14 protein-coding genes are annotated in these 15,545 nt (G+C 45.2%); 11 read left to right on the top strand and 3 right to left on the bottom strand.

Annotation, left to right across the window (positions count from 1 at the left end; genetic code table 11):
• Positions 1-2 precede the first annotated feature (2 nt).
• The 4 genes from PCAR9_RS11260 to PCAR9_RS11245 are packed head-to-tail and all read left to right on the top strand — an operon-like array spanning position 3 to position 3,631.
• Entirely contained in the window at positions 3-476 is a 474-nt protein-coding gene (locus PCAR9_RS11260) for a molybdenum cofactor biosynthesis protein MoaE (RefSeq protein ID WP_014949772.1), read from the top strand.
• Positions 476-1,708, top strand: a complete 1,233-nt coding sequence (modA, locus tag PCAR9_RS11255) for a molybdate ABC transporter substrate-binding protein (RefSeq protein ID WP_179983675.1) — start codon at positions 476-478, stop codon at positions 1,706-1,708. Before PCAR9_RS11260 ends, modA begins: the two co-directional genes overlap by 1 nt.
• Positions 1,709-1,710: 2 nt before the next feature.
• Positions 1,711-2,406, top strand: coding sequence for a molybdate ABC transporter permease subunit (gene modB / locus PCAR9_RS11250; RefSeq protein ID WP_179983674.1), 696 nt, complete (start codon positions 1,711-1,713; stop codon positions 2,404-2,406).
• Between the two features lies 1 nt (position 2,407).
• Entirely contained in the window at positions 2,408-3,631 is a 1,224-nt protein-coding gene (locus PCAR9_RS11245) for an ATP-binding cassette domain-containing protein (protein ID WP_179983673.1), read from the top strand.
• Between the two features lie 2 nt (positions 3,632-3,633).
• Here the strand turns inward: PCAR9_RS11245 and hemN are convergent, their stop codons facing one another.
• Complete coding sequence (gene hemN / locus PCAR9_RS11240; RefSeq protein WP_179983672.1) at positions 3,634-5,010, bottom strand: oxygen-independent coproporphyrinogen III oxidase; 1,377 nt, start codon at positions 5,008-5,010, stop codon at positions 3,634-3,636.
• Between the two features lie 79 nt (positions 5,011-5,089).
• Here hemN and PCAR9_RS11235 point away from each other — a divergent pair, with 79 nt between their 5' ends.
• The 3 genes from PCAR9_RS11235 to PCAR9_RS11225 all read left to right on the top strand — a co-directional run bounded on the left by PCAR9_RS11235 (position 5,090) and on the right by PCAR9_RS11225 (position 7,674).
• On the top strand, positions 5,090-5,878 hold the full coding sequence (locus PCAR9_RS11235; protein WP_179983671.1) for an SGNH/GDSL hydrolase family protein: 789 nt from the start codon (positions 5,090-5,092) through the stop codon (positions 5,876-5,878).
• A 107-nt stretch (positions 5,879-5,985) separates the two neighbouring features.
• The gene (locus tag PCAR9_RS11230; RefSeq protein ID WP_179983670.1) at positions 5,986-6,654 is read left to right on the top strand and encodes a DsbA family oxidoreductase; all 669 of its coding nucleotides are present in this window, start codon (positions 5,986-5,988) and stop codon (positions 6,652-6,654) included.
• A 27-nt stretch (positions 6,655-6,681) separates the two neighbouring features.
• The gene (locus PCAR9_RS11225; RefSeq protein WP_179983669.1) at positions 6,682-7,674 is read left to right on the top strand and encodes an XdhC family protein; all 993 of its coding nucleotides are present in this window, start codon (positions 6,682-6,684) and stop codon (positions 7,672-7,674) included.
• On the opposite strand, the gene PCAR9_RS11220 is transcribed toward PCAR9_RS11225, so the two are convergent.
• A complete protein-coding gene (locus tag PCAR9_RS11220) occupies positions 7,671-10,283 on the bottom strand; it encodes a TonB-dependent receptor (protein ID WP_179983668.1) in 2,613 nt (870 codons plus the stop codon). The two genes, PCAR9_RS11225 and PCAR9_RS11220, sit on opposite strands and share 4 nt — an antisense overlap.
• 336 nt (positions 10,284-10,619) lie before the next feature.
• Between PCAR9_RS11220 and PCAR9_RS11215 the strand changes: the two genes are divergently transcribed.
• From PCAR9_RS11215 to PCAR9_RS11200, 4 genes are all read left to right on the top strand, one after another.
• On the top strand, positions 10,620-11,306 hold the full coding sequence (locus PCAR9_RS11215) for a histidine phosphatase family protein (RefSeq protein ID WP_179983667.1): 687 nt from the start codon (positions 10,620-10,622) through the stop codon (positions 11,304-11,306).
• 11 nt (positions 11,307-11,317) lie between these two features.
• Entirely contained in the window at positions 11,318-12,547 is a 1,230-nt protein-coding gene (locus tag PCAR9_RS11210; protein ID WP_179983666.1) for an acyl-CoA dehydrogenase family protein, read from the top strand.
• A 9-nt stretch (positions 12,548-12,556) separates the two neighbouring features.
• On the top strand, positions 12,557-13,615 hold the full coding sequence (locus tag PCAR9_RS11205; protein ID WP_179983665.1) for a phosphotransferase family protein: 1,059 nt from the start codon (positions 12,557-12,559) through the stop codon (positions 13,613-13,615).
• Positions 13,616-13,689: 74 nt separating this feature from the next.
• The gene (locus PCAR9_RS11200; RefSeq protein WP_179983664.1) at positions 13,690-14,664 is read left to right on the top strand and encodes an NADPH:quinone oxidoreductase family protein; all 975 of its coding nucleotides are present in this window, start codon (positions 13,690-13,692) and stop codon (positions 14,662-14,664) included.
• An 88-nt stretch (positions 14,665-14,752) separates the two neighbouring features.
• Here the strand turns inward: PCAR9_RS11200 and PCAR9_RS11195 are convergent, their stop codons facing one another.
• Positions 14,753-15,517 carry a DUF6174 domain-containing protein gene (locus PCAR9_RS11195; protein WP_179983663.1) on the bottom strand — a complete coding sequence of 255 codons (765 nt, stop codon included), beginning with the start codon at positions 15,515-15,517 and terminating at the stop codon, positions 14,753-14,755.
• Positions 15,518-15,545: the final 28 nt, after the last annotated feature.

The following is a 15,545-nucleotide window of genomic DNA, read 5'->3' as shown; positions in this document are numbered from 1 at the left end:
CTATGTTCGCGCTAGTTCAAGTTGAAGATTTCGACCAAGGAGAGCTGTACGCTAGGCTAAAACAGTCGGCAGATGAGAAGGCCTGTGGCAACACAGGCGCGATTGTTACTTTTACTGGGCTAGTGCGAGATTTTAATAACGCTGGCGACATAGACGGCATCGAATTAGAGCATTACCCGGGCATGACTGAAAAAGCGTTAATGCTTCTGGTTGAACAAGCGAGCGAACGTTTTTCACTTAACAGCGCTGGCGCACTGCACAGAGTAGGGCGCATACACAACAACGAGCAAATTGTATGGGTAGGTGCCGCCGCTCCCCACCGCCAGGCGGCGTTTGACGCTGCCTGCTACTTAATGGACATGCTTAAACAGTCGGTACCGCTTTGGAAAAAAGAATTTAAGGGCGATAAATCTGAATGGGTTGCGGCAAAAGCATCTGACGATAAAGCAGCACTTAAGTGGATGCGTAAAAAGTAATGCTTTTTTCTCTAGCAATGCGACTTTCAAGCTTTGTTTACTTGGCCATGCTTATTTTGGTGAGTGCCAATGCTAGTGCGAGCGCAAGTGTAGCCCCACGCGTTACGACTTTTTCCAGTTCTGTGGCACAGGAGAGCAGTTTTGAAGCGGCGAATAATACTCTAAATGAAGAGAGTGTTATTGGTGCCGATGAGCAAAATCAGCCAGTAAATTTTAAGCGCGACGAAAAAATTAACGTAGCCGTTGCAGCAAACTTCGCAAAACCACTTAAAAGTATCGCCGAGCAGTTTACTGAGCTAACCGGCATAGAAGTCGCGGTAACGGTATCTTCTAGCGGTACTTTGTATGCGCAAATTCAACATGGTGCTAGCTTCGACGTTTTTCTATCTGCAGATCGCGCTAGGCCGCAAGCGTTGGTTGATAACAACGTAGTTCACCACGGCAATCTGGTGGATTACGCTAAAGGCAAGCTTGCGTTTGTCTATGCTGGCGACTTATCAAGTGAGGCATTCAGTGAAATATCTAGTAAGACATCCGGTGAAAGGAATTGCGAGCAAATCGCGCGCTTATCTACTGGAGACACAACTGCACAAATAAACGTTCAGCTTACCGATTGCTTGTCGAAGCAGCTTGTTCAATTAATGAAAAATCCACAAAACAAGGTAGCTATCGCAAATCCTAAACTGGCTCCCTATGGTGATGCTGCGCAACAGACGTTGCAAAACTTATCCTTATGGCAACAGTTTTTACCTCACAGAGTGATGGGTAAAAACGTGCTACAAACCTTGCAGTTTTATACCACCGGCAGCGTGAAAGGGGCGTTTGTTGCGTACTCATCGGCGTTAGATTTGCCCGCAGACTTATCCTCTAATTTGCCTTCTAATTTTAACAGTGTTGTTAATACCGAAAGCGCTGAGGCTAATACGGTTATCGTCCCAATACCTGAAACCTTATATAAACCCATCATTCAGTCGTTGGTGATTAACAGTAAAACGGTAGCTACATTATCTCCGAATCTGTTCGAACCACTTCCAATCAAAAATGCGGCAGCGCCAGTTGATGAGCCTATCCACAACGACAACATTGAGCCAACCAGAGCATTTCGTTTGAGTGACGCTAGTGGAGTGTCTTCACCCAGCCTTTTCGTACAATATTTAATGTCGCAAGGGGTGCAGCACAGCTTAACTGAATGGGGTTATGAATCCACAATTGCATCAGGCGTCGGTAACTAAGTATGCTCACAGAAATCTTCGGGGCATCGACACTTGAAGCTATATTACTTACCTTAAAGCTGGCCTTTATAACCAGTGGCTTACTGTTGTTAATCGCATTGCCGCTAGCGTGGTTTTTAGCGAACTGGCAGAGCAAAGCTAAGCCTTTGGTGATGTCGATACTCGCGTTGCCTTTGGTGCTACCGCCAACTGTGCTGGGGTTTTATTTGCTTATTGCTTTTTCGCCGCAAAGTGCGTTGGGGCAGGGATGGCAAAGCCTAACCGGGAGCAATTTAGCATTTAGCTTTGAAGGTTTGGTGTTGGGGTCTGTCATCTACTCCCTACCATTTGCTCTGCAGCCTTTGTACAGCGGCTTTTCACAATTGGATAACCGTTATTTAGATGTGGCAAAAACGCTGGGGTTTTCGGCCTTTGAAGCTTTTATAAAAATAGTACTGCCTTTAAGCAAAGCGCCCATTGTAGTGGCATTAGGCTTAAGCTTTGCCCATACCATTGGCGAGTTTGGCGTAGTACTAATGATAGGAGGCAATATCCCTGGTGAAACGCAAGTGCTGTCTATCGCGTTATATGAACAGGTAGAAGCGCTCGAATATGGCAGCGCACACAACCTTGCACTAGCCCTTCTGATATTCTCATTCGTGATGCTCGCAGCGCTCTATCGTTTTAACGGTGTCATTCGTAGTGATGAGGCGCGTTAACATGCAAATATCTGCGCTACTACCAAATCGCATTAACTCACAAATCTCATTGCAGCCACAAAGCCGATTCATTGGGGTTACCGGTCCATCAGGTGCGGGAAAAAGCAGCTTGTTTCGCGCCCTAGCTGGCGTAGAAAAAAGCGCAAAAGTGCAAACGCCGTGGACCTCTCAAAAGGTCGGTATCGTTTTTCAGCAACCTATGTTATTTCCCCATACCGATGTGCGGGGTAATTTAGCTCTAGCGCAGCGTCACGCAAGCCCTAATGCAATGTCTATCGACGCGTGCTTGCGCGGCTGTTATTGCGAACATTTAATCGATAAGCCAGTTCAAGCGCTTTCTGGTGGTGAAGCGCAGCGGGTCGCGATTGCAAGAGCCTTGGTCAATGGGCCAGATGTGTTATTGCTAGATGAATCGTTAAGCGCAATTGATATCTTCACCCGGCGCAAAATTTACCAGTTTTTGAACAATTTGTGTGTGTCGGGGAAGCTTATATGCTTTGTGATCTCTCACGATTTAGATGATCTTGCCTTGTTCAGCGATGAGTTGGTTTTTATTAATCAAGGCCGCACAGAGCTTTGTGGAAAAACGCGCGATGTATTGACTCAAGTATTCGCAAAAGAGGGATTTGCGACACCGTCTAGCGTACTTGAGGGATTTAAAGTTACTGCGCAAAGCGAAGCATTCGACAGCAACCACTCACAAAACGCCGTTGTCAGCTACAAACACGATAGCGATACGCAACAAGGACAAAGTGTTCTGCCATTACAAGGCAATGAGCAGAGTCAGTCGGAAAACGGAATTGAGCAAGTTACGGTAGCGGGGCAAGAGATATACGTTACTGCAGAATCTTTGTCTTATTTGCCCCAGACAAGCGATGGGCAGGTTCCGGTTCGATTTGCGGTTAAATCTTGTGATGTAAGTATCGATACTAACATCACTGAATTAGGTACTGCTAGTACAAGTAGTATTCTAAATGCGTTGCCGTGCGCTATATCTAGTGTCGAGCATGTATCGTTTCCGCTTAGCTCTTCAGAAGGCTCTTCGAAAGGCTATGCAAATACCACTCAAACTGGGCGAGCTACTGCAAAAAGCGCCAAAGTATTGCTAACGCTCAATGTACTCGATAGCAGCCAGGTCCTCTACGCCACCATTAGCTGTATTTCCCTTGAGCGCCTTAATCTTGTAAAAGGTATGCAGGTTATTGCGCGTTTCAAATTGCCTTAATTTTAGATGGCCCTGGAGTAGCTACTCAGCGTTTCACTTCTATTCAAGTAGGCGTCGAAACGCGCACAAATAGCCCTAATGTATATGCGCGCTGACTCTGGCACTCGAATATATTCGGATGTGATTTCAATAAGTCCATCTTGTTTCATCTCTGCAAGATTATCTAAAGCTGAAGCAAAATATTCATCGAATTTAATGTGGTGTTTGCTTTCAATAGCTTGTTTATAAACCACTAGATTGCACATCAGGCTAGAAATTACGTCTCTGCGTATAAGGTCGTCTACGGTTAGTGAAAGTCCAACCTTTGAGCAGGGTAGGTGGTTGTCTAATCGGCTATAGTATTCCTTTAGATCTTTAGCGTTTTGCGCGTACGCATTACCTACGGTGCTAATGGCGGACACGCCGAACCCTATAAGGTCAGCGTCGCCACGTAAGGTATACCCTTGGAAGTTACGGTGAAGTAAGCCTTTATTTTTTGCAATGGCTAATGAATCTTTGCTTAAGGCAAAGTGATCAAGGCCAATCATTTCGTAACCTATGCTCGTAAAGCTTTTAACAGCAAGGTCGTATAACGACGCTTTTTCTTCACTGTTTGGTAGTGTTTCTTCCGCAAATTTGCGCTGCGCGGCAAATCGTTCAGGCAGGTGTGCGTAGCTAAAAAGCGAGATGCGGTCTGGCATCATGGCTTTCGTAGCGGCAATAGTTGATGAAAATGTGTCTAGTGATTGGTTTGGTAAACCGTATATTAAATCCAAATTAACTGAGTCAAAACCAAGCGAACGCGCCTCAAACACTAAGTCGGCAATGTGCGATGTGCTTTGCACGCGATTAATCGTTTTCTGTACGTTGTAGTCGGTGTCTTGCAAGCCAAAGCTGATGCGCGTGTAACCTAAGCATTTTAAATTTTGAAGGTAGCGTTTATCTATGTTCCTGGGGTCTAATTCTATAGATAGCTCAGCCCCTGCCTCAAACGTGAAATGTTTTTTAAGCAGATACATTAAATAGGTATGTTGAGTCTTGCTTAGGAAACTCGGAGAGCCGCCTCCTAAATGGAGTGAAACCACGCGCCTACCTTCTGTTAAATAACGTTTAGACAAAATTTCTTTTTCTAGATAGTCTAAATATTCGTCTGCTTTCTCGTTGTGACGGGTTACCATTTTGTTGCAACCGCAGTAATAACATAGCGTTTTGCAAAACGGAATGTGCACGTACAGGATCACCGCAGGTGCTTTAGAAATGTTCAATGCTGGCGGCAACGGGTCAATTTGCAATGGCTCAAACTTAAGTGCAGTGGGATAAGACGTATAACGAGGAGCATTAAGCGCATATTTGGTAATTGTCGATACGGCTTGGTGTTGTTCATTGATAGCGTGAGTCATATGTTTGCACTTGTCTTTAGGTGTATGGCGCGAATTGAGCGTTATGGTTTTAGTTTATGTGATTGCTTAGGTATATGATTTGATCTACTTCAAAGTTTTAGCGTTAAACCTAGCTATTGTTTTACTTTCCCCTGTTGTATTGATGCAGGCGCTGTGGGTGCGAAAAAAGACCACTGTGCTGCCAGAACCTGAAGGAGAGCGTGTACTAGCTTCAGTAGAAGGTTCGTTGTTACCCCTCACTAATCTACTAGTGGTGGGTGATTCTGCAGCGGCTGGCGTAGGCGCTTTAACGCAACAGGGTGCGCTAACTGGTTTATTGTATTCGAGCCTTAGTCAAATTGGACCAGCCCGTGTATCGCTGCATGCCAAAACAGGGTTTAAAAGCGAAGATGTGCTTAGTCTTCTGAGATCTCTCCCCTGCGAAAACTTCTCATCTGCGCTTATTTCTATAGGTGTTAACGATGTCACTAAATTTGTGTCACTAAAGCGATGGCAACAAAATATTGATGCCATCAGTACACTTTTAACGCACAAATTTGGCTGTAAAAGAATAGTGTTTACTGCTCTTCCTCCTATTCATTGCTTTCCAGCGCTACCGCAACCTTTGCGCGCACTGTTAGGCTGGCGAGCATTACTTTTAAACCAAGCTTTGGTTAAATCCGTAACAGCATATTCTAACGCAGAAATATTGTATGTTACCGCGCTTAACTTAGGTGGTACTGTTGCCGATATTCAGCGAAGCGGCTTAATGGCTGAAGATGGCTTTCATCCCTCTTCTAAGGGCTACGAGATTTGGGCGCGCCTGGCTTTAGATAAAATCACGCCCATTCACCATGCCGATATAAACGGTTCAAAAAAGACGTTTTAAAACTGACAGGCGACAACGAAAATAATTGCTAAATGGGGTTGAAGTTTCTTTTTGTAACCTTATCTAAGCCCCTATAAATTCACGACTTCAATAAAGCGAGTCCTATCATGGCAGCAAGTGAGCAAGGTGCACAGGGTGTACAGAAAGTAACGGTTAATATGGTATCTGATGTGGTATGCCCATGGTGTATAGTGGGGTATCAGCGTTTGCAAGAAGCGATTAAAACCCTTGATAACATTGAAGTAGATATCAAGTTCCATCCGTTTGAGCTAAACCCTAATATGCCTGCTGAAGGACAAAACCTTCGTGAACACATTATGGAAAAATACGGCATTAGCGAGCAGCAAAGTGTGGAGAACCGAGCACGACTAGTACAAGCAGGTGAAGAGTTGGGTTTTGCATTTAATTTCACTGACGACTCCCGTATGCAGAATACTTTCAAAGCCCATCAGCTTATTCACTTTGCAGCACAAAACGGCCTTGAAGAAGAAATGAAGCTTAGCTTGTTTAACGCTTACTTCACTGATGGTAAAGACGTGAACGATCTTGGTGTGCTAGTAGAATTGGCCGAGTCTGTGGGCCTCGACAAAACCGAAGCTGAAGCAGTAATTAAAAGTGAAAAATACGCGCAAGTAGTTCGCGAGGAAGAAACCCTTTGGATGCAGCGCGGTATCCAAAGTGTACCTACGTTTGTGATTGGTAATCAGGGCGTAGCAGGTGCGCAAGAGCCTGAAACATTGGCAGCATTTATTGCTAAAGCAGCATCGCAGCAATAAACAGGTTACACGAGTTTAAAGGTAGTTATGAGTAATCACGTTAACCACTTGCTCGCGCAGTGGCTTCCGCTTAAAAAAAAGCACAAATGGGTGCTAGGGTTTATTTTTAAAACAGAAGGCTCATGTTACCGCAAAGCCGGCGCCATGATGCTGTTTAGTGATGCCGGGCATCAACTTGGCATTTTAAGCGGCGGCTGTTTAGAAAGTGATATCGTTAAAAAAGCACAGCGTGTAATGACTGACGGCGTTAGCCGAACTGCAGTTTATGACGATGAAGATGAAGAAGATATTGCGTTTAAGCTAGGTGTTGGATGCGGCGGTGTAGTACATCTGGCACTCGTGCCAGTTAATGAAAACAATAATTATCTATCTTTGGATGTGGTTAGCAAGACCTTATCAAGCGGAAAGGCGTGTGAGTGGCGCTGCGCTGTAGACGGTACCTTGGGTGACTGTACGGAATTGGAAAACCATACTGCTACACCTAGAAAGGCCGTGCTAGATACCGTTAATGGCGAGCGCACATTGTCGGTTTTGATGCTGCCGCCTATCCACCTACTTGTTGTTGGTGGAGGGTACGACGCTACCTTTATGACCAAGCATGCTAGCTTGCAGGGCTATTTAGTTAGTCTTTGGGATCCAAGGCCCGCACAAGCAAGACTTGAACACTTTCCCGAGGTAAATTACTTAATTGAAGACCCGTCTACGGAAGGCTTACGTCTTCACATGGGCGAACATAATATTCAAGCTGCGGTGCTTATGTCCCATCACCGAGAAATTGATGCAAAAGCGCTGCAGGTGCTAAGTAAGCAATCGTTAACCTATACGGCAATGCTTGGTCCGCTGCACCGTAAGCAGGAAATTATGGATTTAGCTGGGCTTGGGGATACCAACTTTACACAGTATTTCGCGAGCCCTGCTGGCTTTGACATCGGTGGCGAACTACCAGAGCATATAGCACTGTCTGTTATTGCACAGTGTCACGCTGTGTTTCATACAAAACCTACCCATTTGAATCGTTAGAAAGACTTTCTAAAAGTAACGCCAAAGCTTCTAGGTGCACCTGGATAGGCCATAACTTTTCCGGTTTGTACGGGCACATCAAATCCGCTTCGTGCAACGTACTCTTCGTCGAATACGTTGCGCGACCATGCAATAACTTCACTATCCCATTGTGGAATAGTGAAACTTAAACGAATGTTGAACAGCGAAAAATCATCTGAGTACTTATACGGGTCGTTGGCATCATCAAGAAATACATCCCCTGTGTACTGGTAGTCAATACTGGCGGAGGCAGGGTAATTCCCAACCTCGAAATAGTGATTCAACATAAGAGACAGTGAATTCTGTGGTTCGAAGCCAACGCGATCACCATCTCTTGCGCAGAAAGGGTCGCTAGGGTTCGCACGGCCCGGGTCGTCGATGCCCGTGTGCCACGTGTACGCTACCCAACAGGTGCCACGTTCAAACTCATCAAAGTTCGCTAAAGTGCGCGAGGCAACGGCATGTAATTCGGTGTTTTCTGTTACCAACCATGTTGCTTCCAGTTCTACGCCTTTAACTATGATATCGCCCGCATTCTGCAAGTTGAAACCTGTTCCGGTAAAGGTCGCTGCCTGAAAGTCGCTAATTTGCGTGTAGTGCGCAGCGGCATTTACGCGAACGCCGTATTCTTCAAAATCGTGCTTTATACCTATTTCAGCACTTCGCGATTTTTCAGCATCAAACAGCGGGCTAAGCGAAGGCAAGATCCTGTCAGTATTCGTACCGCCTGCTTTATAACCAGTGGCTAAACTGGCATAGGTCAACGTGTTGTCGTTGGGGTGATAAGCCAGTTTTACTGTGCCTGTAAGCTGGGAATCATCAAGCTGTTCGTTTAAATCAGGGCGAGGCATAACCGCTGCAGATCCCAAGAAAAAATATCCCCAGCCTGCCTGCTGAAAAGGCGCAATGGCATTCAGTGATTCAGCAGAGGGCGCTTGGCCAGTAGTCAAGGCTGCAGAAATGTCTTGTAAACCTTGTACTGCACGTTCGATATTAGGCCATTGCGCAGGGTTTTGACTTAGCCCATCAATACCGGGGCCTCGTTCGTCATAAGCTCCGTCAATAGATTTTTCTTCACGGGTATAACGTAAGCCTGTGGTTAGCGTAAAATTGCGGTTTAGCAGCCAATCGAACTGAGAAAATACAGCAATGCTGTCTTGTTCTTGATTAGCCGAGTGCACAAAAGCGGTACCAGACGGGGCTGGTACTGCAGCAGGCGCAATAAAACCGGATGTAATTGCAGATAGCTCGTTGATAGCGTTAGCTAGCGGCAGTAGGTCAGGCGCGGCGGCATTGAAAAATACGCTAAAATCATTTTGGGTAGTGGTATCAAAGGTTAAGTCTAAGTTTTGGCTGTAGAAATAAGCGCCTATTAGGCCGCGTATATCATCACTGCTGTAATGCAGCCTGACTTCTTGAGAGAATGATTGCTGTCTGGCGTCGTTAGTGGCAGTAAGAAGGTCCGCATCAGAAAAGTCGGTATCTACCGTATCTAAGCTGTCAAACGCGCGGTACGCGCTTATGCTCACAAAATCCCATGCTTTGTTTAAAGCCACATCTACTTGAACTGATAGTCCTTTGTCTTTCATTTTTGAAAGGGGAGTTTGCGACAGCGATGTCTTATAATTGTAAAAGTCATCGCGCCCGTAGATGGTGGCGTTGAATGGAGGTTGTAGCAGCAGTGCATCAGTGCCGAATTTACCCGCTATGTCATTGGCCTGAATATTATTTTGAAACGTCAGTGCGCCGCAGCACCTTTCGTCTAGCTCGCCGTAATCGGCAATTAATCTTACACTAACGTTTTCTGTTGGTGTGTAAAATAGCTGTGCTTTTACCGCAGAACGGTTACGGTTGTTCAGGGTTTGCCCTCTGGCTTCATCGGTAATAAAGCCATCGCCTTGGGAACTAAAGCCAGATACTCGCATAGCAAGAATATCGTCGATAAGTGAAAACGACGATCCTGCACTCAAACGAACCAAGTTGTCATTGCCAATAATAGCCTCAGCAAAGCCATTACGTTCGCCATGTGAAGGCGCCACGGTTGATACCGTCATCGCGCCGGCGGCGGTATTCTTACCAAATAAGGTACCTTGTGGCCCACGCAACACTTCAATAGATTCAATATCGACTAGATCGCTAATAAGTGCATTTTGTCTGGAGCGGTAAACACCGTCAACATACAGGCCTACCGATGACTCGAAGCCAAAGTTTTGAGAAGCAGTACCAATACCGCGAATAGAAAAGCCTGAATTAGTCACACTTTGATTTTGAAACGCACCAAAAGCGGGTACGTAGTTTTGTAAGTCGAACATGTCACGACTAACAGTGTCTGCCATGTCTTGACCACTTAGGGCTGTGACAGCCACGGGAACGTCCTGCAGGTTTTGTGATGTCTTCTGAGCCTGAACTAATATGCGTTCAAGTTTCTTGTTCGCAGCTTGTATTTGTGCGCCATCGTCGGTGCTAGCTTGGGCACTAACAGAGCTAGCAGAAAATATAAGCGTAGTTAAAAGACAATAAGTGGTAGGGTTTACTGTTGCTCTTACATTTGCAGAAAGGCAGGGAAAGGCGTATGTAAGTGACTTCATTTTAGTTCTTTTTATCGTTCAGAAGCTAAGCGCCTCTAGCCAAACTTATCACGACAAAGTCGCGTCCATGTGCGCGCAGTCCTTTACATTTTTTCGTCTTTACTCCAATAAGACGTTTAGATTGCCTGTTAAGTAGACAAATTAAGCGAGCATATTCCACGCAATTGCGGCGAATAAGTCAAGTTTTGTTCAAAACGTTTGCTTAATGATCACAAGAGGCTGGTTCATAGTTTCACATGATGCATACTCATTCAAAATATTAATTAAACTTATACTGCTGTTTTACTTAGTATGTGATTTGAACTAGTTAACATATTCATAACATCAGGCAGCGGTATGACAGACATCTACTTAGTACGCCATGGTCAAGCGTCTTTTGGTCAAGCGAACTATGACAAACTTAGTGAGTTAGGTGAGCAACAAGCTATCTGGCTTGGTGATTATTTTAAGCATCGGAACATTCAGTTTGATTCGGTATTTTCTGGCGACATGGTTCGCCATCACGAAACTAAAGAGGGCATTGCTAAAGGAATTGCATCTGACGAATACACATTGCCTGATGTAACTGTGAATAGCGCGCTTAACGAATTTAACTTCCAAGCGGTGGCTAAAGCATATCTAACAAGGTTCCCCGAAGCTAAAGTACCAGAAGGGGCATCGCCCTCTCAATATTACCGACTGCTTAAAAAGGCAATGATAGCCTGGTCTGAAGACCAACTAGCTCACGAATTGCTAGACGAAACGTGGAAACAGTTTGAAGACCGCGTTCACTCCATGCTTACTCACCTTAAAACGACAGATGCTAAAAGAGTGCTGGTCGTTAGTTCTGGTGGTGCTATTGCCATGATGCTCAAACACATTCTTGGCTACGATTCTGCAACGGTTGTGAATATGAACTTACAAATTCGCAATGCCAGTTTTTCGCAATGCTTCGCCAATGCGCGAGGTGTTCACCTTAATAACTTCAACAGCGTACCTCACCTGGATGTGATTGACAGGTTACACGCCATTACCTACAGCTAAATGGGGCAGTTATGAACTTTGAATATAATGAAAAGACCCAAGCACTTTTAGAAAAACTAAAAGCGTTTATGAAAGAAGAAGTGTACCCAATTGAGAGAGAGTACATTCATGCCGTAGAAAATGGCTCAGCCAATAATGGTGAAGAGCGTTGGAAAACGCCGCAAATAATGCACACGCTAAAACAGCGTGCCAAAGAAGCAGGGCTTTGGAATTTGTTTTTGCCTGAAGAATATAAGCCTTACGGCGCAGGACTAACTAACGCAGAGTACGCGCCGCTTTGCGAAGAAATGGGGCGCGTATTATTCAGTGCTGAAATATTTAATTGTAGCGCTCCAGATACAGGCAACATGGAAGTGTTAGCTAAGTACGGCAACGAAGAGCATAAAAAGCAGTGGTTAGAGCCATTGTTAAACGGAGAAATACGCTCCGCCTTCGCTATGACTGAGCCTGCAGTAGCGTCTAGCGATGCAACCAACATAGAAACATCTATTAAACGCGATGGTGACGAGTACGTAATAAATGGTCGTAAATGGTATACCAGCGGCGCTATGAACGAAAACTGCAAGATAATGGTGGTTATGGGCAAAACTGATTTTGATGCCCCCCGTCACCAGCAACAGTCACAAATTTTGGTACCAATGGATACAAAAGGCGTAACCATTGTGCGCCCAATGGCTGCTATGGGCTACTACGATGAGCCAGTAGGCCACGCGGAAGTCTTGTTTGAAGACGTACGCGTACCGGCTGAGAACTTATTGCTAGGAGAAGGTCGCGGTTTTGAAATTGCCCAAGGTCGCTTAGGACCTGGCCGTATTCACCATTGTATGCGCCTTATTGGCTGTGCTCAGCGTGCTTTGGACATGGCATGTGAGCGTGTTGAACAGCGTGTTGCCTTTGGTAAGCCCTTATCAAAACAGCAGTCGATAAGAGAAAACATAGCGCAAATGCACTGCGATATTGAACAGGCTCGTTTGCTTACGTTGAAGGCGGCAGACAAAATGGATCGCTACGGCAATAAGGTATCGAGAGACTTGATTGCTGCTATCAAAATTGTAGCGCCCACAATGGCATGTAAAGTTATCGATCAAGCCATTCAAATGCATGGTGCTGCCGGAACCAGTCAAGACTTTGTTCTATCTGCAATGTATGCGTATGCGCGCACCATTAAGCTGGCCGATGGCCCAGATGAAGTTCATATGATGCAGCTTGGACGCAATTTAATTGCTGAAAAAAACGCGTAAGGAGTAAGTGTGTCAAACGACAAAGCTAATGCGCCACATGCAATAGACTTAACGGTGCTTAATGATTACTTATCTACTGCGTGCCCAATTGTTGGGCACGTTGAAAGTGCTGATAAATTTGCAGGGGGGCAATCGAACCCTACGTTTAAGCTAACTACGGATAACGGCGTTTATGTATTACGTCGCCAACCGCCGGGTAAGTTATTGAAGTCTGCGCATGCAGTAGACAGAGAGTTCCGCGTTATTAACGCCTTGCAGGGCTCAGAAGTGCCAGTGCCTAAAGCGTACCATTTGTGTGAAGATCCCAGCATTATTGGCAGTATGTTCTACATTATGGCGTTTGTAGAGGGGGATATTTTCTGGAACAGTGCGTTACCGGAAGTAGAGTCTTCTGCGACACGCGGTGCAATGTACGATGAAATGAATCGAGTCCTTTCTGCGCTTCACAGCGTTGATATTGAAGGTTCTGGTTTAAGTGATTACGGCAAGCCTGGCAGCTACTTCGAGCGACAATTAAGTAGGTGGACCAAGCAGTACCGAGCGTCTGAACTTGAGCATATCGAAGAGATTGAGCGCCTTATTCAGTATCTTGAAACTAATTTGCCTGAAGACGATGGCCAAGTGTCGTTAGTTCACGGCGATTTTCGCTTAGACAATATGATGTTTGATATGTCTGATACTGATAAGCCGCAGGTTGTTGCAGTATTAGACTGGGAGCTTTCAACCTTGGGTCATCCTTACGCCGACTTGGCTTACCAGTGTATGCAACTACGTTTGCCTTCTGACATTGCACACGCTGCTGGTTTAGGTGGCCTTGATAGAAAGCAGTTAGGAATACCTTCAGAAAAAGAGTATATCGATGCCTACTGCAAGCGCAGAGGTATAGGAACTATTGATAACTGGACCTTCTATTTGGCATTTAGTTTTTTCCGTTTAGCCGCTATTTTGCAAGGTGTAGTGAAGCGCGCTCACGATGGCAATGCATCAAGTGAAAAGGCCATGCAGTTGGGGGCAATGGTGCGACCGCTTGCTCAAATTGCAAACCACACCATACACCAAAGCGAATAAACGCCACATAACATATTTAATGACATGCCATGTTATTTACGGCAGGCACGTCGAACAAGTTAACTGGAGACAGTATGAAAGCAATTGTATGCGAATCTTTTGGTCCACTTGATGACCTTCTATTAAAAGATGTGGCAGACCCAGTAGTTAAAAAAGGCTATGTGGTCGTAAATGTTGAAGCCGCAGGGGTTAATTTTCCAGATGGGCTGTTGGTACAAGGTCTTTACCAAATGCAGCCAGACTTCCCATTTGTGCCAGGTAACGAAGTAGCGGGTACTATAAGCGAAGTAGGTGAGGGCGTAAGCCACCTAAAAGAAGGGCAGCGAGTTATCGCACTCTCTAACTTAGGTGGATATGCAGAAAAAGCGCTAATCCCAGCTACGCATGTTATGCCGTTACCCGACCCCATTCACGTGAACGAAGGGGCTGCCCTTGTAACCGCCCATGCAACAGCCCATCATGCTTTGAAACAACGGGCAAAGCTGCAGCCTGGCGAAACATTGGTGGTAACGGGTGCTGCTGGTGGTACTGGCTTAGCAGCTGTGCAAATAGGTAAAATAATGGGTGCCAAAGTTATTGCCGTTTGTTCAACTGAAGAAAAACTGGCGCTTGCTAAAGAGTATGGCGCTGATGTTTTAATTAACTACAAAGAAAAAGATCTCAAAGAAACGCTGAAAGAAGTCACAGGCGGCAAAGGTGTTGACGTAGTTTATGAATGCGTTGGCGGTGACACATTCCACGCTTGCAGCCGCAGTATGGCGTGGGAAGGGCGTTTGCTTGTAGTTGGCTTTGCAGGTGGTGAAATTCCAAAGTTTCCAGTAAATCTTGCCCTAGTCAAAGGCTATTCGGTTATGGGCGTATTTTGGGGCTCATTCACTCAGCACGACCCAAAAGGGTTTGCTGAGAACATGCAGGAATTGCTTACTTGGTACGTGCAAGGCAAAGTTAAAGTAGTGGTTGATGAAGCCCTACCACTAGAACAAGCAACAAAAGCCATGGCGAAGGTTATGAACCGCGAGGTGAAAGGCAAAATGGTGCTTGTGCCCTGATCTTACACGTCTGATAAAAAGACAACTTAACGAAAAAAGCCTGACCCTTCTATGGTTCAGGCTTTTTTCGTGAATCTTAAAGCAATGGTTATTCTGGTATTAGTTCTACATTGAACTCTCTGGTCAACACATGACACAAGTCTTTACCAATGCCTAAATTATCTACCTGATAGTCTTGATAACCCTGTTTTTGTACTGTGAGGGTGTAAAAACCAGGACGTTCGTCAAGCATTGCGATCAAACTGTCATCTGCACAATCCGTATCATCAACCATAACAGTTTCAGAATACGCTTCTTCCATTGCAGTAGCCGTAACGCCACATGCAATCGGCATTAGTGTTGTTTGATCGGTTACCGAAAGCAAGAGGCCATCTTCTACCGTTGCTGTACAAGCCACATCGCTTTCGGCAACAAGGTTGCTAATTGTTAGGGTATATTCGTCGTCAGCTATTTGCTCGTTGATATCCACGTTAATTTCGGTCGGATAGCCGAGTTCAGGGTCGTATTTCACCGATAGCGATTCTGCGCGACTTTCTTCTAATGCAATAAGTTGAAACAAGCTATCAATGCTTTCTGTAGTTGCATCATCTAAGGGTAAGGCAATATTGCCTTCAATAATGGTTTGAGAGGTGACCTGACCATCTTCTACCAAGACTAAGCGAGGTAGCGTAGTTTCTTCGGTGCAAAAACATGATACTTGATATTCAAACTGATAAGTGTCGATGTTCTCGTTTTCCCATTTTGCGCGATTAGCGTTGAGGTCGTCGAGTACATCGTTTGAATCGCTACCACCGCAGCCTAATAAGAGCGTAGTAGCAGAAATCACCGTAGCAATACGTAAAATAGTAATCATAACCTTCCTTGTTTTTTATTTTTCATAA

It is taken from the genome of Alteromonas macleodii, from assembly GCF_903772925.1.
Lineage (GTDB): Bacteria > Pseudomonadota > Gammaproteobacteria > Enterobacterales > Alteromonadaceae > Alteromonas > Alteromonas macleodii_A.
Note: the sequence above shows the minus strand (reverse complement) of the source record. Positions and strands in the feature narration are given on the sequence as shown.